The organism is Streptomyces sp. NPDC086147 (assembly GCF_040702165.1).
Taxonomy (GTDB): Bacteria; Actinomycetota; Actinomycetes; order Streptomycetales; family Streptomycetaceae; genus Streptomyces.
The window spans coordinates 33,128-52,747 of record NZ_JBFBJO010000004.1 but is presented as its reverse complement, the minus strand read 5'-3'; the positions used below and the strand labels follow the sequence as shown (position 1 = coordinate 52,747).

Here is a 19,620-nt window from a genome sequence, read left to right as displayed (position 1 = left end):
CCCGGCCCGCCAGACGCAGCAGATACGGCTGATCCGGCCGCCCGCACAGTCGTCGGACAGCTTTTCGGACGGGCCCCGCTCCCGGTGTCGCACAGCACCGGAAGCGGGGCCCGTCCCCTTTTCCCGGGCGTCAGGGCAGGGCGATGCCGAGCGGGCCGAGGACGTGTTCCGCCTCGTGCCGGTCCGCCTCGGCCATCGCGCGGACCAGGGCGGCGGAGCCGCCGGGCCAGGCGGCAGCCGCCCTGTCGAAGGCGGCGCGGCGGGACTCCAGGGGTCCCTTCTTGGCGGGCAGCGCGTCGAGGACGTGCAGGGCGCGGGCCGAGGTCGGCACCTGGATCGGGTCGGCCTCCTCGCCCCGGTCCTCCAGGACCCGGAGGGCGTACGCGCCGAGCACCGGGTCGCGGAGGGCGGCGCGCAGCACCCCGGGCGGGGCGGTGGCGGTGTCCAGGACGGTGAAGAGCCTCCGGACGGCGGTCGCTTCGGAGGTGCCGGCGTGGACGGTGCCGAGGGCGTCGAGCAGCTCGGTCCAGGCCCGGTCGGTGTCCACGCGCGCGTGGAGCCAGTCGCCGAGCACGCGCGCGGCGACGGACGCGGACCAGCCTGCGGCGGCGGCGACCAGGACGGACGCGGGCCAGGCCGCGGCCTCGGCGGCGTCGGGTGCGGCGACCCCGCGCACGCCGAGCAGGTAGCGCACGGCGCCCGCGCCGCGCGGGGTGAGCCCGAAGGCGTCGCCGCCGCGGAAGGCCAGGCCGGTGGCGGCGAGCCGGTCGAGGACGACGGCCAGGTCCCGGGCGGGTCCTTCGAGCCGGGCGCGGTCGGCCTCGTTCAGCTCCGGGGTGCCCAGGAGCCGGACGAGCTCCGGCACGGGCGGGACCGCGTACGCGTCGGGCGCGCCGTCCGGCACCGGGACGGGCAGGTCCTCCAGGGCCGGGTCGACGGTCCAGTCCTCGTACTCGGCGGCCTTGCGGGCGACGGACTCGGCGGAGCAGCCGCGCTGGTAGACCACGTAGAGCAGGTGGGGTGCCTCGCCCCCGTACGGTTCGAACTCCTCCTCGGCGAGCTCTTCGACGGCGGCGAGGAGGGTGTTCGCGTCGTCCTCGACGCCCTCGGGGGAGCCGGGCTCGATCGCGGGCGGCGGGGGCACGGGGGCGGCGGGGTCGCCGTGGTGGTCGAGGTGCTCGTCCAGGAGGGCGTCGGCCAGGACGAGATGGGGGAAGGCGTCGGGGCCGGGGGCGTAGTGCGCGTACGGCCCGGCGAGCTGCGCGGCGAGTCCGGCGGCGGTCCACCGGTCCTGGAGGGCGGTGGCGACCTGTCCGATGCCGGTCGCGACGGCGTGGTCCGTGAGCAGCGGCCCGACGGGCGGCGGCGCCTCGGCGTCCCGTACGTACGCGCGCGTGAGGGCCTCGGTGAGCAGGACGTCCGCGAGGGCGGTCCGCCCCATGAGGTCGGCCCGGCGCACGCCGTCGGGGAGGGGCGCGCCGTCGAGGGCGGCGAGCCTGCGCCGTACGTCCTCGGGGTCGGCGAGGTCGGCGCCGCAGGTGCGCAGGAGGGAGGCGTACCAGCGGTGCCAGGTGAGGTTCCCGGGGTCGTTCATGGCCCGTTCGAAGTCGGGCCCGGCCTCCGCGACCACCGCGGCGATCCGCTCGGCGCGGTCGCCGTCGAAGCGGGCGGCGAGCGCCCCGAGCACGGCCGGGTAGAGCGCGAGCTCGCCGGGCGGCACGTGCACGAACGTCGGCAGGTCCTCCACGAGGAGCTGCCGCGTCAGCTCGGGCGTCGGCTCGGGCACCCCCGTCCCCCGGTCGGCCCCCCGGAGCGCGAGGAGCCCGAGCACCGCCTCGGCGGCACGCGCGAACGCGGGGTCGCGGTGCTCGGGTGCTCCGTCGACGAGTTCGAGGAACCTATCCAGCCCGGTGTTGGTGAGAACGGTCTCGGCCACGCTTCCCAGGGTAGTTCCGGGTGGGTGGTTCCGGGCTGCAAGGAGCAGCGCGCAGGTGTGTCGCCGCAGTTCGGGGGCGTCTCAGCGCACGACCACCGTCCTCGGTGCCGAGAAGTCGCCCCAGGTGCCGTCGGGGAGCCGGGCGCGGAGGGTGAGGGTGTAGCGGGTGCCCGGGGGGTCGGTGACCGGGAAGGTGTAGGTGGCGCGGCCGGGGGGTGGTGCGGCGCCCCAGACGATGGTGGTGGCGAAGCGGCCGTTGAGGTGGAGTTCGTGGTGGGTGACCGGGGCTCCCGTCTGCGGCGGGGTCCAGGTGAGGGTGATCTCGCCGCCCTTCGCGGCGGTGGCGGCGAGGTCGGTGGGGGCGGTGTTGGAGGGGGCGCCCGGGGCCGGGGCGGTGGTGAGGTCGACCGCGTTGCTGTCCGGGGAGGAGTTCTCGGCGGCGTCGCGGGCGCGGACGGTGAACGCGTAGGCGGTGCCGGGGCGCAGGCCGGTGAGGCGGGCGTCGGTGGCGGTGCCGGGGACCGTGTGGACGCGGGTGTCGGCCTGGTAGACGTCGTACGCGGTGACCCGGGTGTCGTCCCGGGCCGGGGACCAGCGGAGGGTGGCGGCGCGGCCGCCGTCGGGGGCGACGCGGAGGCCGGTCGGGGCGGTGGGGGGCGTGCGGTCCTCGGCGGCGGCCGGGAGGGTGGTGGCGGCGACGGTGGCGCTGGGGGGCGAGGTGTTGCCGGCGGCGTCGCGGGCGCGGACGGTGAAGCGGTGGGGGGTGGCCGGGTCGAGGCCGACGACGTCGGTCATGAGGGTGGTGGCGGGGAGGTCCTTGACCTTGCGTCCGTCGCGGTGGACCTCGTAGCCGGTGACGGCGCGGTCGTCGGTGGCGGCGCTCCACATGACGTGGACGGTGGTCGAGCTGCCCGAGGTGGCGGTGACGCCGGTGGGCGCGGTGGGGGCGCGGGTGTCCTCGGGCTCGGCCCCGGCGGTGGAGCAGGCGGTGAGGGCGAGCGCGAGGAGTGCTGCCGGGGCGAGCAGGCGGCGTGGGGGGAACGGGCGTTGCACGGTACTGCCTCCGTCCGTCGGAAAGGTCCAGACCTATATCGCACAGTCGGGGCGGGCCCGACAAGGGGGCGTTGTCAGTGGGGTGCGCTTCACTGGAATCGTCACGTTCCGTAGTCGAGTTCTGGGGGAAACATGACGGACCGTACGACCTATGTGTCGCTCGCCGGGGTGCGCCGGCGCGGCTGGACCGACGCGATGGTCCGGGACCTGCTGGGCACGCCCGACGTGCAGGGCCGCGACCCGCGCCGCTGGTCCCTCGCGCCGGTGCGGCTCTATCTGCTCGCCCGGGTGAAGACCGTGGAGCGGACGCCCGAGTTCGCCGGGGCCGCGGAGCTCTCGCGGGTCCGCTCCCCCGCCACCGGGGCGTACGCCGAGCGGCGGCGGGCCGCCGTCCTGGCGGCGATCCGCGCGGAGCCGATCGAGGTGCCCCGGCTGCCCGGCCCCGAGCTGGAGCGCCGCGCCGTCCGCCACCGGCACCTGCTGGGGGCCCGGAGCCCGGGGGCGTCGGAGCCGGACGGCGGGGGCGGTGGTGGGAGCGCGGTGCGGACGGGCCGGACACCCGGCCCGGAGGGCGGGGGCGGGGTGCGGAGGGCCGGGGCGCCCTCCGGGACGCTCGTGCGGTGGCAGGTGAGCTATCTGCGGCACGCCCTCTCGCGGTACGAGGCGCTGCTCGACGGCCTATACGGCGAGACCGGGCGCGGCGAGGCCGAACGGCTGCTGCGCAGGCGCCTGTACGAGGCGATCGGCGCCGCGTACCCGCCCCTGGCCCGGGAGTGCCGGCGCAGGATCGCGGTGGAGGGGTGAACGGGGCCGCCGGGACGGGCCCGTTCGGCCGTCACTCCGTCAGCAGGCGGGCCAGCGACCGGCAGGCGGCCGGGACCGGGGCCACGATCCGGACGGCGCAGCGGGTCCGGAGCTCCTCGGCCGCCTCGCCGAGCGGGCCGCCGCCGATGACGACGGTGCGGGCCCCGTCGCGTTCGGCACAGGCGCGGACCGCCCGTTCCAGGCGGTCGAGGAGGACCGCCGGGTCGGCGGAGAGGCGTTCGGGGGCGCCGGCGGTGAGCCGCAGGCCCGTGTACCGGCCGGAGAGTCCGAGCTCGGCCACCCGGGCGGTGATGGCGTCGGCCAGGAGCGGGGTGGTGGTGGCGATGCCGAAGGGGGCGCCGTCGGCGGCGGCCTCCAGGAGCGCCGCCTCGCCGAGGCCGGCCACGGGGAGTCCGGTCGCCTCGCGCAGGACGGCCAGGCCCGGGTCCCCGAAGGCGGCGACGAGGAGGGCGGCGCAGTCGCCTCCGGCGGTGGCGGCGACTCCCGCCGCGAGGACCTCGGGGGCGGCGGCGCGCAGGGCGGCCGGGTCGGTGAGCATGCGCGGGCCCCGGGCGACGGTCACGCCCCGGACGGGGAGGGCGGGCCCCAGGGTCCGCCGGGCGATGGCGGTCATCATCGCGGTGGTGGTGGCGGAGGTGTTGGGGTTGATCAGGACGACGGTCCCGGCCGCCCTCTCGGCGCCGGCTGTCCTTCCCGCACCGGCCGGCGCTCCGGCCCCGGCCGCCCCGACCGTCCCCGTGGCACGCGGGGCTGCCCCGGGCCCCGCCGGGTGGGCGGGGGCCGGGGCGGCCGGTGGGGCGGGTTTCCGGTTCAGTGGACGTGCGCCGCCTTCGCGGTGCGGCTGCCGGAGATCTCCTCGCCGGGCTCCATCGGCGCGGTGACCTCGTCGTCGTCCCGGCGCCGGCCCAGGTGGTTGAAGACCACGTTGAGCAGGACGGCGGCGACGCAGCCGGTGGAGATGCCGGAGTCCAGGATGATCTTCGCGGTCTCCGGGAAGGCGTGGTAGAACTCCGGCGCGGTGATCGGGATGATGCCGACGGCCAGCGAGACCGCCACGATCAGGACGTTGTTGTCCTTCTCCAGGCCCGCCTTGACGAGGGTCTGGATGCCGCTGGCGGCGACCGAGCCGAAGAGGACGACGCCCGCGCCGCCGAGGACCGGTCGGGGCACGACCGAGATGAGCGAGGCGGCGACCGGCGAGAGGCCCATGAGGACCAGGAAGCCGCCGCCGCAGGCGACGACGAAGCGGCTGCGGATCCGGGTCATGGCGACCAGGCCGATGTTCTGGGCGAAGGCGCTGCACATGAAGCCGTTGAACAGGGGGCTGAGCGCGGAGCCGAGGGTGTCGGCGCGCAGTCCGGCGGCGATGGTCTTCTCGTCGGCGGGCCGCTCGACGATCTCGCCGAGCGCCAGCATGTCGGCGGTCGACTCGGTCATGGAGACCAGCATGACCACGCACATGGAGATGATCGCGGCGAGGGCGAACTGCGGGGCGCCGAAGTGGAAGGGGGACGGGAAGCCGACGATGTCCGCCTCGGTCACCGGGGAGAAGTCGGTGACGCCGAACGGGATGGCGATGAGGGTGCCGATGACGAGGCCGACCAGGACGGCGACCTGCTTGAGGAAGCCGCGGGTGAAGCGGCGCAGCAGCAGGACGACGACGAGGGTGATGCCGGCGAGGGAGAGGAAGGTCGTCGAACCGTAGTCCTTCGCCTGGGGGTTGGGTCCCTGGGCCCAGCCGAACGCGACCGGGAGGAGGGACACGCCTATGAGGGTGATGACGGTGCCGGTGACGACCGGCGGGAAGAACCGGACGAGCCGGGAGAACCAGGGGGCGGCGAGGAAGCCGAGGAGTCCGGCGACGATGATCGCGCCGAAGATCACGGGGAGCGCGTCGGCCTTGTTCTCGGTGGTGTCGACGATAGCGAGCATCGGGGCGACGCCGGCGAAGGTGACGCCGTTGACGAACGGCAGGCGGGCGCCGATCTTCCAGACGCCCAGGGTCTGGAGGAAGGTGGCGAGGCCTGCGGTGAAGAGGCTCGCACCGGTGAGGAAGGTGAGTTCGGTGCCGGAGAGGCCGACGGCCGCTCCGACGATCAGGGGCGGCGCGACGACGCCCGCGTACATGGCGGCCACGTGCTGGAGGCCGCTGGTGAGCATCTTCACTGGGGGCAGCGTCTCGTCGACCGGATGCTTCTCGCGGTCTTCGGGGGCGGAGCCTGCGTCTTGTGCATTGCGAACCTGGGGCTTGGCTGCCACGGCGGTTCCTCCGGTCGGTTACACGTCGGCGGTGACGCGGGTGTCTGGGAGGTGGTGCGATGCGGTGCGGGTGCAGGAGGTGCGGCTCGTTGCGGGAGGGCCGGGGGGCCGGCGGGCGGTTCCCCGGTGCGGAGTCCCGACGGGCGGGGCTCCGGGAGGTGGGGCGGTGCGGCCGCGGAGGGGACGCGGCGCGTGGCCGGGGTGCCCGGTGGGGGCACGGGCACGTGTCACCGTCCCGAGAGGTGCCGTAGGTCTTCTGCGTACGACACCTCCCGGTCGGGCTGCCGCGGATCCCGCTCGGATCCGCGGCGACCGGCCGAGGGCCGTCCCCCTCGGCCGGACTCCGTGGGGAGGGTCAGGCCTGGGCCGCGATGCGGGCCAGGCGCTGCGCCTCCGTGCGCGCGTCGCGCGCGATGGCGTCCTCGTCGACGGTCAGCAGGCGGTCGTTCTCGACGATCTGCTTGCCGTTGACGAAGGAGGCCGTGACCGGGGCCGCCGCGCCGAAGACGATGGCGGTGACCGGGTCGGCGATGGTCGAGTGGCCGAGGCCGTCGATCTTCCAGAGGACGAAGTCGGCGAGCTTGCCGGCTTCGAGGGAGCCGATGCTGTCGGCGCGGCCGAGGACCTGCGCGCCGCCGTGGGTGCCGAGGCGCAGGGCCTGGCGGGCGTTGAGCGCGGCCTCGCGGTGGGCGCCGAGGCGGTTGATGAGGAGCGCGTTGCGCAGCTCGGTGTGGAGCTCGCCGGACTCGTTGGAGGCGGTGCCGTCGACGCCGAGGCCGACGGGGACGCCCGCCGCGAGCATGTCCGGTACGCGGGCGATGCCGGCGGCGAGGCGCGCGTTGGAGGAGGGGCAGTGCGCCACGCCCGTCTTCGTGCGGGCGAAGGCGGCGATGTCGGAGTCGTTCATGTGGACGCAGTGCGCCATCCACACGTCCTCGCCGAGGAAGCCGGTGGACTCGAAGTAGTCCGTCGGGCCCATGCCGAAGAGCTCGTGGCAGAACTTCTCCTCCTCCACGGTCTCCGAGCCGTGGGTGTGCATGCGCACGCCCAGGCGGCGGCCGAGCGCGGCGCCCTCGCGGAGCAGCTCGGTGGAGATGGAGAAGGGGGAACAGGGGGCGACGGCGACCTGGGTCATCGCGTCGAAGGAGGCGTCGTGGTACCGCTTCACGGTCTCCTCGGTCGCGGCGAGCGCGCCCTCGGTGGTCTCGACGGCGAAGTCCGGCGGCAGGCCGCCGTCCTTCTCGCTGCGGTCCATGGAGCCGCGGGCGAGGGTGAAGCGGACGCCCATCTCGGAGGCGGCGCCGATGATGGCGCCGGAGAGGTCGCCGGAGTTCACCGGGTAGACGTAGTGGTGGTCCATGGCTGTGGTGACGCCGCCGCGGGCCATCATCGCCAGCGAGCCCCGGGCTGCGGCGCGCACCATCTGCTCGTCGATCCGCGCCCAGGTCGGGTAGAGCGCGACCAGCCAGTTGAAGAGGTTGTGGTCGGTCGCCAGGCCGCGGGTGATCCACTGGTAGAAGTGGTGGTGGGTGTTGACCAGGCCGGGCGTGACCAGGTGACCGGTGGCGTCGATGCGCCGGACCACGTTCTCCAGGCCTTCGGGGGCCTTGCCGGCGCCGATGGACTCGATCCTGTTGTCGGCGACGACGAGGTACCCGGAGGCGTACTCGGTGTCGTTCGCGTCGACGGTCGCGATCGCCGCGTTCTCGACGACGATCCGCTGGGGGGCTGCCGAAGGTGCTGCCATGGCGGTGCTTCCTTCATTCCTCGGGGGTGGTGTGGGCACGGCAGGACCCTAGGAGGATTTGAGTGCCGGGGCCGTCTGACGGCTCCGGGTGCCGAGATGGTGGAAGAACAGGTTGAGCAGGACGGCGGCGAGCGCGCCCGCGCTGATGCCGGAGCCGAGCACGGTCTGCGCCCAGGCCGGGAAGCCGGCGTAGAAGGTGGGTGCGGCGAGCGGGATGATGCCCGCTCCGAGCGCGACGGCCACCAGGATGATGTTGGAGCTTTCGTCGAGTCCGGCTTCCGAGAGGGTGCGGATGCCGCTGACCGCGATCGAGCCGAAGAGGACGATGCCGGCGCCGCCGAGGACGGGCATCGGGACCGTGGAGACGACCGCGCCGAGGACCGGGAAGGCGCCGAGGACGAGCAGGGCGCAGCCGGCGGCGGCGACCACGTACCGGGAGCGGACCCGGGTCAGCGAGACGACGCCGACGTTCTGGGCGAAGGCCGAGGTCGGGAAGCCTCCGAAGACGGGGCCGAGCAGGGTGGCGATGCCGTCGGTGCGCAGGCCGCGGGTGATGGTCCGGCCGTCGGTGCGCCGCTCGCAGATCTCGCCGAGGGCGAGCATGCCGGCGCTGGACTCCGTCATCAGGACCAGCATCACGATGCAGAGGGAGAGGATCGCGGCGGGCTGGAACTCGGGGGCGCCGAAGGCGAAGGGCGCGGGCAGGGCGGCGACGGGGGCCTCGCGCAGGGCGCCGAAGTCGGCCATCCCGAAGGGGATCGCGGCGAGGGTGCCGATGAAGAGGCCGAGGAGGAGGGCGATCTGCCTGACGAAGCCCTTGCCGAAGCGCTGGAAGAGCAGGATGACGACGAGGGTGAAGCCGGCGAGGGCCAGGTACTTCATGGCGCCGAAGTCGGCCGCGGTCCGGTCGCCGCCCTGGGCCCAGGCCACGGGCACGGGCATCAGGGTGACCCCGATGAGGGTGATGACGACACCGGTGACGAGCGGCGGGAAGAAGCGCAGGAGCCGGCCGAAGAAGGGCCCGACGGCGAGGCAGAAGACTCCGGCGACCATCACCGCGCCGTAGATGGCGGGCAGTTGGTGTCCGGGGGCGCTGGTCTCGGCGATGGCGAGCATCGGGGCGATGCCGGCGGACGAGGCGGCGTTGACGAACGGGAGCCGGTTGCCGGCGAAGCGTCCGGCGCCGAGGGTCTGCAGGACGGTCGCGCAGCCGGCGATCAGGAGGCCGGCGGCGATGAGCCGGGTCATGCCGGCGGCGTCCAGGCCGACGGCCTGGCCGATGATGAGCGGAGGGGTGACGACGCCGGCGTACATGGCGGCGATGTGCTGGAGCGCCGCGGGGACGAGACGCGAGGCGGGGAGCTTCTCGTCCACCGGGTGGCAGGGGGCCGGGGAGGACGAGGGGGTGGAACACGGGCCTTCGGCGGTTGCCGGCCCCTTTGCAGGCTGTGCCATGGGAAGGTTCCCTCCGGTCTGGTGCGGCCCCCGCCCGACTGCGGGCGGGCGGGGGCCGGTCACTCAGATGCCGCTTAGAGGTTGGTCATGTCGACCGGGATCTGCGCCGTGGCGCCGTCACGGAGGACGGTGGCCTCGATGAGGCCGTACATGCGGTCGGCGGCGTAGTAGACCTCGTTGTCGTTCTTCAGGCCGAAGGGCTCGAGGTCGACCAGGAAGTGGTGCTTGTTCGGGAGCGAGAAGCGGACCTCGTCGATCTCCGAGCGGTGGTTGATGATCCGGGTGGCCATCTGGTAAAGCGTCTGCTGGAGGGAGTACGAGTAGGTCTCCGCGAAGGCTTCGAGCATGTGCTTCCGCGTCTGCTCGTAGGACCGCTCCCAGTTGGGCATGCGCTGGTCGTCGTCGGTCCAGTTGAAGCGCCACCGGCCGGACACCTGGGTGGCCAGGATGCGGTCGTACGCCTCCTGGAGCGTCGTGTACTGGTCCTTGATGTAGCCCCAGAACTCCGAGTTGGTGGAGTTCATGACGACGAGGTCCTTGAGGCCGGAGATGACCTCCCACTTCTCGCCGTCGTAGGTGATCTGGGTGACCCGGGTCTCCTGGCCCTTGCGGGCGAAGGAGTGGTTGACCTCGTCGGAGCCGATGAACTTGGAGTTGGCGTCGGAGGAGGCGATGCGCTCCCAGCTGTACTCCTCGATCCGGATCCGGGCGCGCTTGATCGGCTCCTGGCTCGTCACGAAGTGGCGGGCGAGGTGGATGCCGAACTGCTCGGCGGACTCGATGCCGTACTCCTTGGCGAACGCGAAGACGGTGTTCTTCGTCGTGTCGGTGGGGAGGCAGTGGGCGTTGGAGCCGGTGAGGTGGACGTCGCTGAGGTCGCCGGAGAGGGCGACGGAGACGTTGAGGTCCTTGATGTGGTGGGTGGCGCCGTCCCGCGTGATCTTGACTACGCGGTTCTCTGCTTTGCCGTACTGGTTCTGGCCGAGAATCGTGGGCATGTCTGCTAGCTCCCTCGGTATACGGAGTAGCCGAACGGGTTGAGCAGCAGCGGTACGTGGTAGTGCTCGCCCGGTGTGACGGCGAACGTGATCGCCACCTCCGGGAAGAACGCACCGCTGTCCCTTACGCGGGGGGCGTCCTGCTGCGCCTCGGCTTGCTTCTTCGCACTGTGCTGGGTCGAGAAGTACGTCTCGGTCTCGAAGTCGAGGCGTACGTGGGTGGTTCCCTCCGGCAGGGCCGGCAGGTCCTTGCAGCGCCCGTCCGCGTCGGTGGCGGAGCCGCCGAGCGCGGTCCACTCCGCGTCGGAGCCGGCGCGGGCCGCGAGTGCGACGGCGACGCCCTCGGCGGGGCGGCCGATGCTGGTGTCCAGGATGTGCGTGGACACCGAGGCCGTGGTGTCGGTGCTCATTGCGGAGCTCTCTTCCTCTTTGCTCTTGCGGGACTCCTGCGAGTCCTTACGGGGCCTGCGGGCCCTCGGTGAGACGGGTCAGCCGGATGCGGTTGATCTTGCCCAGTTCGGTGCGGACGATCTCGCGCTCCGCCTCGGGCGAGTTGCCGATCCGCTCGCGGACCGCGTCGCGCATCTGTTCGCCGCTCCTGCCGGTGGCGCAGATGAGGAAGACATGACCGAACCTGTCCTGGTAGGCCAGGTTGAGTTCGAGCATCTCGGCCTTGAGCTCCTCGGAGGCGCCGGCCATCCCGCTCTGCTCGCGGGAGGAGGTCGGGTCCCCGGCCTTCGGACGACCGATCGGCGGGTGCCCGGCCATCGCCTCGGCCAGATCCTCGGCGGTCAGCTCGGCCATGGCGGCGTCACTGGCGAGGAAGAGGGCTTCGGCGGTGGCGTACGGGCGCCGGGCGAGGATCCTGCTCCCCCACGCCGAGCTGGAGCACACCTCGTGGAGCGCGGCGAGGGCCTCGCTGTCCGCCGAGGTGTTGAACCGGGCCAGGCCCGGTGTCGTACCTGAAGTCACGGGAAGCCTCCGTGGCTGTTTTTCGCTGTGCGTCGGACGGGCTGCGGATAGCTAACGCCCTCCACAACACAACGTCAACACTTTGTTGAAAAGTCGGTGACACAAAAGCCGTCGTCCCGACATGCGGACGACGGCTTGTGAACACACATGATCAACTAGTCGGCCTTGACGACCTTTTCCCTGTTCAGGGCGGTCTCGCGGTTGAGGTAGTTGTACACGGTGAAGCGGCTGACGCCGAGCGCGCCCGCCACCGTCTCCACCCCATGGCGCACGGAGAAGGCTCCGCGCGCCTCCAGGAGCCGGACGATCTCCTGCTTGGACTTGCGGTCGAGCTCCGCGAGCGGCGTCCCGTGCCGCCGTTCGAGCGCGGCCAGGATGTGGTCCAGGGACTCCGAGAGCTGCGGGAGGCGCACGGCGAGCACGTCCTCCCCCTCCCAGGACAGGACGACGTCGTCGGGCTCGGCCAGCTCGGGGTCCAGCAGCTCGGCGCCCATGGCGTCGACCAGGGGCTTCACCGCGGCGATCAAGGGGTGTTCGTTCACTTCCCGTCCTCCCCGATCACGTTGACCTGGAGCGAGACGCGCGTGGCGCCGGCCGCGAGCGACTCGCGGAGCAGCGCGTCGACGGCGGTGAGGACCGCGTCGGCGCCGCCCTCCGCCGTGTTGCCGAAGGGACCGACGTCGACCGCGTCCAGGTCGGCCGACTGGATGACCTCACGGGCCACGACCGCGTGCGCCGGCGCCTCGTCGAGGTCGAACGGCTCGGTCGTGAACTCCACTCTCAAACGCACCATGACCCCAAGTTACGGCCCTTCCCCGGGCCCGCGGGAGCCCCGGACCTGCGGGGACCTCTTGACAAGCGCGGCGACCTGCTTGCAACATTCCGTCAGACAGAAACTTACTTCCGCGATACGGAAGGAGCGCCTACCCCTCATGGGATACTCCGATCAGCGCTTCGATGTGAACCTGTCGATCCTCTTCACGGAACTCCCGCTCCTGGAGCGCCCCGCGGCCGCCGCCGCGGCGGGCTTCACCGCGGTCGAGCTGTGGTGGCCCTGGATCGACACCGCCACCCCCGAGCAGAGCGAGCTCGACGCCCTCAAGAAGGCTCTTGAGGACGCCGGCACCCAGCTGGTGGGACTGAACTTCTACGCCGGACAGCTCCCCGGCCCGGACCGCGGGGCCCTCTCCGTGCCCGGCGAGGAGTCGGACCGCTTCCGCGCCAACATCGACGTGGCCGCCGACTTCGCCGCCTCGGTCGGCTGCAAGGCGCTCAACGCGCTCTACGGCAACCGCGTCGAGGGCGTGGACCCGCAGATCCAGGACACCCTCGCCCTGGAGAACCTGGTCCTGGCCGCCCGGGCCGCCGACCGCGTCGGCGCGATCCTCTTGGTCGAGACCCTCAACGAGCCGGAGTCGCCGCTCTACCCGCTGGTGAGCGCCCCCGCCGCGATCAAGGTCGTCGACAAGGTCAACGCGGCCACCGGACTCGGCAACGCCAAGTTCCTGCTCGACGTCTACCACCTGTCGATGAACGGCGAGGACGTGAGCGCGGTCATCGCGCGGTACGCGGACAAGACCGGCCACGTGCAGATCGCGGACAACCCGGGCCGCGGCGCGCCGGGCACCGGCGACCTGCCCCTGGAGCAGCTCCTCGACGAGCTGAGGAAGGCCGGTTACGACGGCTGGGTCGGCCTGGAGTACAAGGCCGCCGACGCCGCCGCGTCCTTCGAGTGGCTCCCGGCCGAGGCCCGCGCGGCCCGCTGACGAGCGCCCCCTCCCCGTACCACCAGAGTTCCCCGAGAGGCACCCTCACATGAGCAACAACCTCCCCAAGATCGCCTGGATCGGCCTCGGCATCATGGGCTCCCCCATGTCCGAGAACCTCCTCAAGGCCGGCTACCAGGTCACCGGCTTCACCCTGGAGCAGGACAAGCTGGACCGTCTCGCCAAGGCCGGCGGCGCCGCCGCGGGCTCGATCGCCGAGGCCGTCGAGGACGCCGACGTGATCATCACGATGGTGCCCGCCTCCCCGCAGGTCGAGGCGATCTCCTACGGCCCCGAGGGCATCCTGGAGAACGCGAAGCAGGGCGCGCTGATCGTCGACATGTCGTCGATCACCCCGCAGACCTCGGTCGACCTCGCCAAGAACGCCGCCGAGAAGGGGATACGCGTCATTGACGCCCCGGTCTCCGGCGGCGAGGCCGGCGCCATCGAGGCCGTGCTCTCGATCATGGTCGGCGGCGAGCGGGCCGACTTCGACGAGGCCCTGCCGATCCTGGAGGCCCTCGGCAAGACGATCGTGCTGTGCGGTCCGCACGGCTCCGGCCAGACGGTGAAGGCCGCCAACCAGCTCATCGTGGCGGTCAACATCCAGGCCTGCGCCGAGGCCGTGGTCTTCCTGGAGAAGTCCGGCGTGGACCTCGCCGCGGCCCTCGACGTCCTCAACGGCGGTCTGGCCGGTTCGACCGTGCTGACCCGCAAGAAGGACAACTTCCTGAACCGGGACTTCAAGCCGGGCTTCCGGATCGACCTGCACCACAAGGACATGGGCATCGTCACCGACGCCGCCCGCAACGTGGGCGCCGCCCTTCCGGTCGGCGCGGTCGTCGCCCAGCTCGTCGCCTCCCTGCGCGCCCAGGGCGACGGCGGCCTGGACCACTCGGCCCTGCTGCGCGCCGTCGAGCGCCTCTCCGGCCAGCAGGTCTGACCCCGTCCCCGCTTCCACGGGGCCCCCGATTTCCGGTCGGCGGCGGCGCTGACAACTGTCCTGTCGCGCCCAGGCGCCGCCGCCGACCGGAACACCACACTTCATTTTCAACAAACTGTTGACGTTTTTCGGAGGGCGTACCTACGCTCCTGGCACCGTCACACAGTGCAGCTCCCGTACGGAAGGTCACGATGTCGCAGCGCGTGCTTACGACCGAGTCCGGCGCCCCCGTCGCCGACAACCAGAACTCCGCCACCGCCGGCGTCGGTGGCCCCCTGCTCCTCCAGGACCAGCACCTGCTGGAGAAGCTCGCGCGCTTCAACCGTGAGCGGATCCCGGAGCGCGTGGTGCACGCCCGCGGTTCCGGCGCGTACGGGCACTTCGAGGTCACCGACGACGTCACCGGCTTCACGAAGGCCGCGTTCCTGTCCGAGGTGGGCAAGCGGACCGAGACCTTCATCCGCTTCTCCACCGTGGCCGACTCGCTCGGCGGCGCGGACGCGGTCCGTGACCCCCGCGGCTTCGCGCTGAAGTTCTACACCGAGGAGGGCAACTACGACCTCGTCGGCAACAACACCCCGGTGTTCTTCATCAAGGACCCGATCAAGTTCCCCGACTTCATCCACTCCCAGAAGCGCGACCCGTTCACGGGCAAGCAGGAGGCGGACAACGTCTGGGACTTCTGGGCGCACTCCCCCGAGTCCACCCACCAGATTACCTGGCTCTTCGGCGACCGCGGCATCCCGGCCTCGTACCGGCACATGCACGGCTTCGGCTCGCACACCTACCAGTGGACCAACGAGGCGGGCGAGGCCTTCTTCGTCAAGTACCACTTCAAGACGAACCAGGGCGTCCGCAGCCTCTCCGCCGAGCAGGCCGCCGAGCTGGTCGGCAAGGACGCCAACTCGCACCAGACCGACCTGCTCCAGGCGATCGAGCGCGGTGTCAACCCCTCCTGGACCCTCTACGTCCAGGTCATGCCGGCCGCCGAGGCCGCGGACTACCGCTTCAACCCGTTCGACCTCACCAAGGTGTGGCCGCACGCCGACTACCCGCTCCAGCGGGTGGGCCGCCTGGTCCTCGACCGCAACCCGGACAACGTCTTCGCCGAGGTCGAGCAGGCCGCGTTCTCCCCGAACAACTTCGTCCCGGGCATCGGCCCCTCGCCGGACAAGATGCTCCAGGGCCGCCTCTTCGCCTACGCGGACGCCCACCGCTACCGCCTCGGCGTGAACCACACCCTGCTGCCGGTGAACGCCCCCAGGGCGACCACGGCGCAGAACTACGGCCGGGACGGCTTCATGGCCACCCGCAACGGCTCGCGCCACGACAAGAACTACGAGCCCAACTCGTACCAGGGCCCGGCCCAGACCGACGCCGCGCTCTCCGCGCCGCTCGCGATCCACGGCTGGACCGGCACCCACGAGGCGCCCGCGCACGTCAAGGACGACGACTTCTTCCAGGCCGGCGAGCTCTACCGCCTGATGTCCGAGGACGAGAAGGGCCGTCTGGTCGCCAACATCGCCGGCAGCCTCTCCCAGGTGGCCCGCGAGGACGTCGTCGAGAAGAACGTCGCGCACTTCGCCGCCGCCGACCCGGAGTACGGCAGGCGCGTGGCCGAGGCGGTCGCCGCCCTGCGCGACTGATCCACGGCGGCACCCAGACTGCGTACGGCACTTGACGGGAGGTCAGCGCCGTACGCGGTCCGGATCACCGGCCCGAATGAGGGGTGGCCGGTGAACCGGACAGCGTGAGGACCGCGGCGGCTCCGAGCCAGTGCGGTGGTAAGGGCGAGGGCCCCCTTCCTGACCTGAAGGAAGGGACGGCCGCTCGACCCGTCGGCACCGCCGCGGTCCCAACGCCTCTCCCTGTACAAGGGAATCCCGAGACTCCGCCCGGCGGCGCGAACGTCCTGTCGCGCCAGCCTCGCACCGTCGGGCGGTCATCAGACGGAAGAGCGCGGAACCAGGTTTACGGTCCCTGGTTCCGCGCTCTTCTTCTGTTTTCCGCGCCTGCGCGCCTCCTCGCGTGCGTGCCTGCGCGCCTCCGTGCCTCCGTGCCTGCGCCTTGGTCGGCCTGCCTCTCGGGCGGCCCGCAGCGGGAGGAGGCCTCGGGGCGCGAGGCGAGGGCGCCGGCGAGGGGCCGCACGTTCCCGTGTCCGCCGGAGCAGGGCCTCGGAGGCCGCGACGGCCTTCGCAGACGGGGGCCGGGCGTCCCAGGAGGGTACGGGGCACGGAGGAGCGGGGTTCCGCTTCAGTACGACGCCCCGTACAGCCCCAGGCCCCCGCCGCACGGCCCCCGCAAGGCCCCACATCCGCAGTACCCGCCCGCCCCGCGAGGCCGGTGCGGGGCGGGCACACGAGAAGGCCCCCGTCCCGGTGCTCCGCGGGACGGGGGCCTTTCGGCAGGGGTGGATCAGACCTGGAGGGCCTTGATCGCGGTCGGCGCGTGGCCGGGCTCGGTGGCCAGGTCCTCGAACTCGGTGACGTCGCTCATGTCGACCGTCTTGCTCATCGCGATGTTGGTGATGCGCTCCAGGATCGCCTCGACGACGACCGGGACCCGGTGCTCGACGGCCAGCTTCTTGGCCTGCTCCAGGGCCTCGCCCAGCCGGTCCGGGTCGGTGACGCGGATGGCCTTGACGCCCAGGCCCTCGGCGACCTTGACGTGGTCGACGCCGTAGACGCCGATCTCCGGGGTGTTGATGTTCTCGAACTCCAGGTTGACCTCGAAGTTGATGCCGAGGCCGCCCTGCGCCTGTCGGATGAGGCCCAGGTAGGCGTTGTTCACAAGGACGTGGACGTAGGGGACCTTGTGCTGGGCGGCGACCGCCAGCTCCTCGATCATGAACTGGAAGTCGTAGTCGCCGGAGAGCGCGACGACCGGGGTCTCCGGGTCGGCGGTGGCGGCGCCGATGGCGGCCGGGATGGTCCAGCCGAGCGGGCCGGCCTGGCCGCAGTTGATCCAGTGGCGCGGCTTGTAGACGTGCAGGAACTGCGCGGCGGCGATCTGGGAGAGGCCGATGGTGGTGACGTACCGGGTCTCCGGACCGAAGGCCTTGTTCATCTCCTCGTAGACGCGCTGCGGCTTCATCGGGATGTTCTCGAAGTGCGTGCGGCGCTGGAGGGTGGCCTTGCGCTCCTGCGCGGAGGCGGCCCAGGCGGTGAAGCCGGGGAGGCGGCCGGCGGCCTTCCACTCCTTCGCGATCTCCACGAAGAGCTCCAGGGCGGCCTTGGCGTCGGAGGCGACGCCGTAGTCCGGGGCGAAGATCTTGCCGAGCTGGGTGGGCTCGATGTCGACGTGGACGAACTTCCGGCCCTTGGTGTACGCGTCCAGGTTGTAGCCCGTGTGGCGGTTGGCCCAGCGGTTGCCGATGCCGAGGACGAAGTCCGACTCCAGGAAGGTCGCGTTGCCGTAGCGGTGCGCGGTCTGGACGCCGACCATGCCGGCGGCCAGCTCGTGGTCGTCCGGGATGGTGCCCCAGCCCATGAGGGTGGAGATGACCGGGACGCCGGTCAGCTCGGCGAACTCGACGAGCAGGTCGGAGGCGTCGGCGTTGATGATGCCACCGCCGGCGACGATCAGCGGGCGCTCGGACTCCAGGAGGAAGGACAGCGCCTTCTCGGCCTGGGCGCGGGTGGCGCGCGGCTTGTAGACCGGCAGCGGCTCGTACGTCTCCGGGTCGAACTCGATCTCGGTGAGCTGGACGTCGATCGGCAGGTCGATGAGGACCGGGCCGGGACGCCCCGAGCGCATGAGGTGGAAGGCCTGCTGGAAGACGCCGGGGACCTGCGCGGCCTCCAGGACGGTGGTGGCGGCCTTGGTGACCGGCTTGGCGATGCTGGCGATGTCGACGGCCTGGAAGTCCTCCTTGTGGAGCTTCGAGACCGGGGCCTGGCCGGTGATGCAGAGGATCGGGATCGAGTCGGCGATCGCCGAGTACAGGCCGGTGATCATGTCGGTGCCGGCCGGGCCCGAGGTGCCGATGCAGACACCGATGTTGCCGGCCTTGGCGCGGGTGTAGCCCTCCGCCATGTGGGACGCGCCCTCGACGTGGCGGGCCAGCGTGTGACCGACGCCGCCCACGTTCTTGAGCTCGCGGTAGAAGGGGTTGATCGCCGCGCCGGGGACGCCGAACGCCTGGGTGACGCCTTCGCGCTTGAGGATCTCAACGGCCGCTGCGGCGGCGGTCATACGAGGCATGGGAGTGCTCCTGCTTCGGCCGGGCGGAACCGGGCGGGCTCCTCGCGACTCGGAGGACTTACCGCTCGTTTCCGTAATACGGAAAAGCTGTTCTACTATGTGGAAGCAATGTAGGTGGGGTGGCGAAGAACCGTCAAGGGAGGTCCGCGTGCCGGAACGGTTCGGACGGCCCGGGGCCGGTTCCGGGACGTCCGAAGTGGCCGAACACCCTCCCTCCGGGCGGCCGATGGGTGGACGATGGGAGCGGACGACAGGGGGTTGGACCGTGGGCGATTCGGTACCGGTGCGCTGCCCGGAATGCCTGAGCACACAGGCGTACGCGGCACCCGTCTTCCCCTGTGCCTGCGGGAGCCCCGTGGCGGCGCCGGTGGCGGCGGGCGCGGTGGCGGAGCCGATCACGCACCGGAACTGGACGGACGAGTGGGTCACCGTCCGCTGCGGCGCCTGCGGCCGCGAGGGCGACTGGCCCCACCCGGAGCTCGGCTGCCAGTGCGGCGCGGTCCTGCGGGTGCCGGTCAGGACGGCGGACGCGGTACGGCCGGCGGACTCGGTACGGCCGGCGGGCGAGACGGGCGACCGGTCCGGCGGTACGGGTGACCCGGGTGGCCGTCCCGGTGTCGTCCCGCCGCAAACTGCGGGCCCGGGCCCGAATCCTCCCGGCCCGGACGGGGCCACCCCTGGCGGCACGGGATCCGGCAGTACGGGACCCAGTGGCACGGGCCTCGGCGGCACGAGTTCCGGCCGTACGGGACCCGGCAGCCCGGCCGGGGCCGATCGGCCCGGTAGCGGCACCCCCGACCGCACCGACCACGACACCCCCGCCGACCCCCGAGGGCCCGGCACCCCGCCCCGCCGGAGGCCGCCACACCGTACGTTCGCCGAGCGCTACCCCGCGCACATCCCGCTGCCGCCCACGGCCCCCCACCCGGCCCCGGTGCGGGGCGCCTTCCGGCCCGTGACGATCCGGACCGGGCGGGACGCGGTGGCCGCCGCGGCCGCGTACCTGCGCTGGCTCGGCTTCCGGGACGTCGTCCAGCCCGAGGAGCGGCCCGCGTCCGGGGTGGACCTGCGGGCGCCGGGGCTCGTCGCCCAGGTGGACCCGAGCACCCGCCCCACCGGGCTGCGGGTGGTCGAGTGCCTCTGGCTCAACGGGCTGAGCACGTCGGCCGTGAGCGTGTTCTTCTCGCTCGCCGGCTACACCCAGGAGGCCCGTGCGCGCGCCGCCGAGATCGGCCTCCCGCTCTTCGTCCTCGACCTGACCGGCACCCCGCAGCCGGTCAACCGCGCCGCCGACGACCTGGCCGCGAACGGCGCCTGACCCCGCGCCCCCACCCACGTCCGCGCGCACGTCCGCGCCCCCACCCGGCGCTCGGCCCCGGCGAAGCGCTCCCCCGCCCTCCCCCACAACACCTCGGCATCCGAAATCGGCCATTCACGCGTGAGGAACACGCTCTGCCGGGCAC

Annotated in this window: 17 protein-coding genes; 5 read left to right on the top strand and 12 right to left on the bottom strand. The window is 72.5% G+C overall.

The genetic code is table 11. The features are described from left to right. Positions 1 to 130: 130 nt before the first annotated feature. Together AB0398_RS10950 and AB0398_RS10945 are read right to left on the bottom strand one after the other, a co-directional pair. Positions 131 to 1,936, bottom strand: coding sequence for a hypothetical protein (locus AB0398_RS10950; RefSeq protein ID WP_366373795.1), 1,806 nt, complete (start codon positions 1,934 to 1,936; stop codon positions 131 to 133). An 81-nt stretch (positions 1,937 to 2,017) separates the two neighbouring features. Beyond that, positions 2,018 to 2,989: a fibronectin type III domain-containing protein gene (locus AB0398_RS10945; protein ID WP_366373794.1), complete on the bottom strand. Its 972-nt coding sequence runs from the start codon at positions 2,987 to 2,989 to the stop codon at positions 2,018 to 2,020. 132 nt (positions 2,990 to 3,121) lie between these two features. Here AB0398_RS10945 and AB0398_RS10940 point away from each other — a divergent pair, with 132 nt between their 5' ends. Continuing rightward, positions 3,122 to 3,793, top strand: a complete 672-nt coding sequence (locus AB0398_RS10940) for a hypothetical protein (RefSeq protein WP_366373792.1) — start codon at positions 3,122 to 3,124, stop codon at positions 3,791 to 3,793. A 31-nt stretch (positions 3,794 to 3,824) separates the two neighbouring features. Here AB0398_RS10940 and AB0398_RS10935 read toward each other — a convergent pair whose 3' ends face one another. From AB0398_RS10935 to AB0398_RS10895, 9 genes are all read right to left on the bottom strand, one after another. Further along, entirely contained in the window at positions 3,825 to 4,463 is a 639-nt protein-coding gene (locus AB0398_RS10935) for an aspartate/glutamate racemase family protein (RefSeq protein WP_366374501.1), read from the bottom strand. A gap of 161 nt (positions 4,464 to 4,624) precedes the next feature. After that, positions 4,625 to 5,974, bottom strand: a complete 1,350-nt coding sequence (locus tag AB0398_RS10930; protein WP_366374500.1) for a nucleobase:cation symporter-2 family protein — start codon at positions 5,972 to 5,974, stop codon at positions 4,625 to 4,627. A 454-nt stretch (positions 5,975 to 6,428) separates the two neighbouring features. Beyond that, on the bottom strand, positions 6,429 to 7,820 hold the full coding sequence (locus AB0398_RS10925) for an 8-oxoguanine deaminase (RefSeq protein ID WP_366373791.1): 1,392 nt from the start codon (positions 7,818 to 7,820) through the stop codon (positions 6,429 to 6,431). Positions 7,821 to 7,868: 48 nt separating this feature from the next. Continuing rightward, complete coding sequence (locus AB0398_RS10920; RefSeq protein WP_366373790.1) at positions 7,869 to 9,275, bottom strand: nucleobase:cation symporter-2 family protein; 1,407 nt, start codon at positions 9,273 to 9,275, stop codon at positions 7,869 to 7,871. A 74-nt stretch (positions 9,276 to 9,349) separates the two neighbouring features. Next, the gene (pucL, locus tag AB0398_RS10915) at positions 9,350 to 10,273 is read right to left on the bottom strand and encodes a factor-independent urate hydroxylase (RefSeq protein ID WP_366373789.1); all 924 of its coding nucleotides are present in this window, start codon (positions 10,271 to 10,273) and stop codon (positions 9,350 to 9,352) included. 5 nt (positions 10,274 to 10,278) lie between these two features. Then, on the bottom strand, positions 10,279 to 10,683 hold the full coding sequence (uraH, locus tag AB0398_RS10910) for a hydroxyisourate hydrolase (protein ID WP_366373788.1): 405 nt from the start codon (positions 10,681 to 10,683) through the stop codon (positions 10,279 to 10,281). 46 nt (positions 10,684 to 10,729) lie between these two features. After that, a complete protein-coding gene (gene uraD / locus AB0398_RS10905; protein ID WP_366373787.1) occupies positions 10,730 to 11,245 on the bottom strand; it encodes a 2-oxo-4-hydroxy-4-carboxy-5-ureidoimidazoline decarboxylase in 516 nt (171 codons plus the stop codon). Between the two features lie 155 nt (positions 11,246 to 11,400). Continuing rightward, positions 11,401 to 11,739: a helix-turn-helix domain-containing protein gene (locus AB0398_RS10900; RefSeq protein ID WP_366374499.1), complete on the bottom strand. Its 339-nt coding sequence runs from the start codon at positions 11,737 to 11,739 to the stop codon at positions 11,401 to 11,403. 44 nt (positions 11,740 to 11,783) lie between these two features. Continuing rightward, on the bottom strand, positions 11,784 to 12,035 hold the full coding sequence (locus AB0398_RS10895; RefSeq protein WP_366374497.1) for a hypothetical protein: 252 nt from the start codon (positions 12,033 to 12,035) through the stop codon (positions 11,784 to 11,786). Positions 12,036 to 12,177: 142 nt separating this feature from the next. Here AB0398_RS10895 and AB0398_RS10890 point away from each other — a divergent pair, with 142 nt between their 5' ends. From AB0398_RS10890 to AB0398_RS10880, 3 genes are all read left to right on the top strand, one after another. Continuing rightward, entirely contained in the window at positions 12,178 to 13,011 is an 834-nt protein-coding gene (locus AB0398_RS10890) for a TIM barrel protein (protein ID WP_366373785.1), read from the top strand. 49 nt (positions 13,012 to 13,060) lie between these two features. Continuing rightward, positions 13,061 to 13,954, top strand: a complete 894-nt coding sequence (locus AB0398_RS10885; RefSeq protein ID WP_366373783.1) for a 2-hydroxy-3-oxopropionate reductase — start codon at positions 13,061 to 13,063, stop codon at positions 13,952 to 13,954. A gap of 191 nt (positions 13,955 to 14,145) precedes the next feature. Continuing rightward, positions 14,146 to 15,600: a catalase gene (locus tag AB0398_RS10880; protein WP_366373781.1), complete on the top strand. Its 1,455-nt coding sequence runs from the start codon at positions 14,146 to 14,148 to the stop codon at positions 15,598 to 15,600. Positions 15,601 to 16,369: 769 nt separating this feature from the next. Here the strand turns inward: AB0398_RS10880 and gcl are convergent. Then, the gene (gene gcl, locus AB0398_RS10875; RefSeq protein WP_366373779.1) at positions 16,370 to 18,157 is read right to left on the bottom strand and encodes a glyoxylate carboligase; all 1,788 of its coding nucleotides are present in this window, start codon (positions 18,155 to 18,157) and stop codon (positions 16,370 to 16,372) included. 355 nt (positions 18,158 to 18,512) lie between these two features. Here gcl and AB0398_RS10870 point away from each other — a divergent pair, with 355 nt between their 5' ends. Further along, positions 18,513 to 19,475 (top strand): hypothetical protein, encoded by a 963-nt coding sequence (locus AB0398_RS10870; protein ID WP_366373777.1) that lies wholly within the window; start codon positions 18,513 to 18,515, stop codon positions 19,473 to 19,475. The last annotated feature ends 145 nt before the right edge of the window (positions 19,476 to 19,620 follow it).

What these genes read in the sequence shown, in the direction of transcription:
- AB0398_RS10940 (WP_366373792.1), top strand. Translation starts at nt 3,122, where the DNA reads ATGACGGACCGTACGACCTATGTGTCGCTCGCCGGGGTGCGCCGGCGC.
- AB0398_RS10930 (WP_366374500.1), bottom strand. Translation starts at nt 5,974, where the DNA reads ATGCTCACCAGCGGCCTCCAGCACGTGGCCGCCATGTACGCGGGCGTC.
- AB0398_RS10925 (WP_366373791.1), bottom strand. Translation starts at nt 7,820, where the DNA reads ATGGCAGCACCTTCGGCAGCCCCCCAGCGGATCGTCGTCGAGAACGCG.
- AB0398_RS10920 (WP_366373790.1), bottom strand. Translation starts at nt 9,275, where the DNA reads ATGGCACAGCCTGCAAAGGGGCCGGCAACCGCCGAAGGCCCGTGTTCC.
- pucL (WP_366373789.1), bottom strand. Translation starts at nt 10,273, where the DNA reads ATGCCCACGATTCTCGGCCAGAACCAGTACGGCAAAGCAGAGAACCGC.
- uraH (WP_366373788.1), bottom strand. Translation starts at nt 10,683, where the DNA reads ATGAGCACCGACACCACGGCCTCGGTGTCCACGCACATCCTGGACACC.
- AB0398_RS10900 (WP_366374499.1), bottom strand. Translation starts at nt 11,739, where the DNA reads ATGGGCGCCGAGCTGCTGGACCCCGAGCTGGCCGAGCCCGACGACGTC.
- AB0398_RS10890 (WP_366373785.1), top strand. Translation starts at nt 12,178, where the DNA reads ATGGGATACTCCGATCAGCGCTTCGATGTGAACCTGTCGATCCTCTTC.
- AB0398_RS10885 (WP_366373783.1), top strand. Translation starts at nt 13,061, where the DNA reads ATGAGCAACAACCTCCCCAAGATCGCCTGGATCGGCCTCGGCATCATG.
- AB0398_RS10880 (WP_366373781.1), top strand. Translation starts at nt 14,146, where the DNA reads ATGTCGCAGCGCGTGCTTACGACCGAGTCCGGCGCCCCCGTCGCCGAC.
- gcl (WP_366373779.1), bottom strand. Translation starts at nt 18,157, where the DNA reads ATGCCTCGTATGACCGCCGCCGCAGCGGCCGTTGAGATCCTCAAGCGC.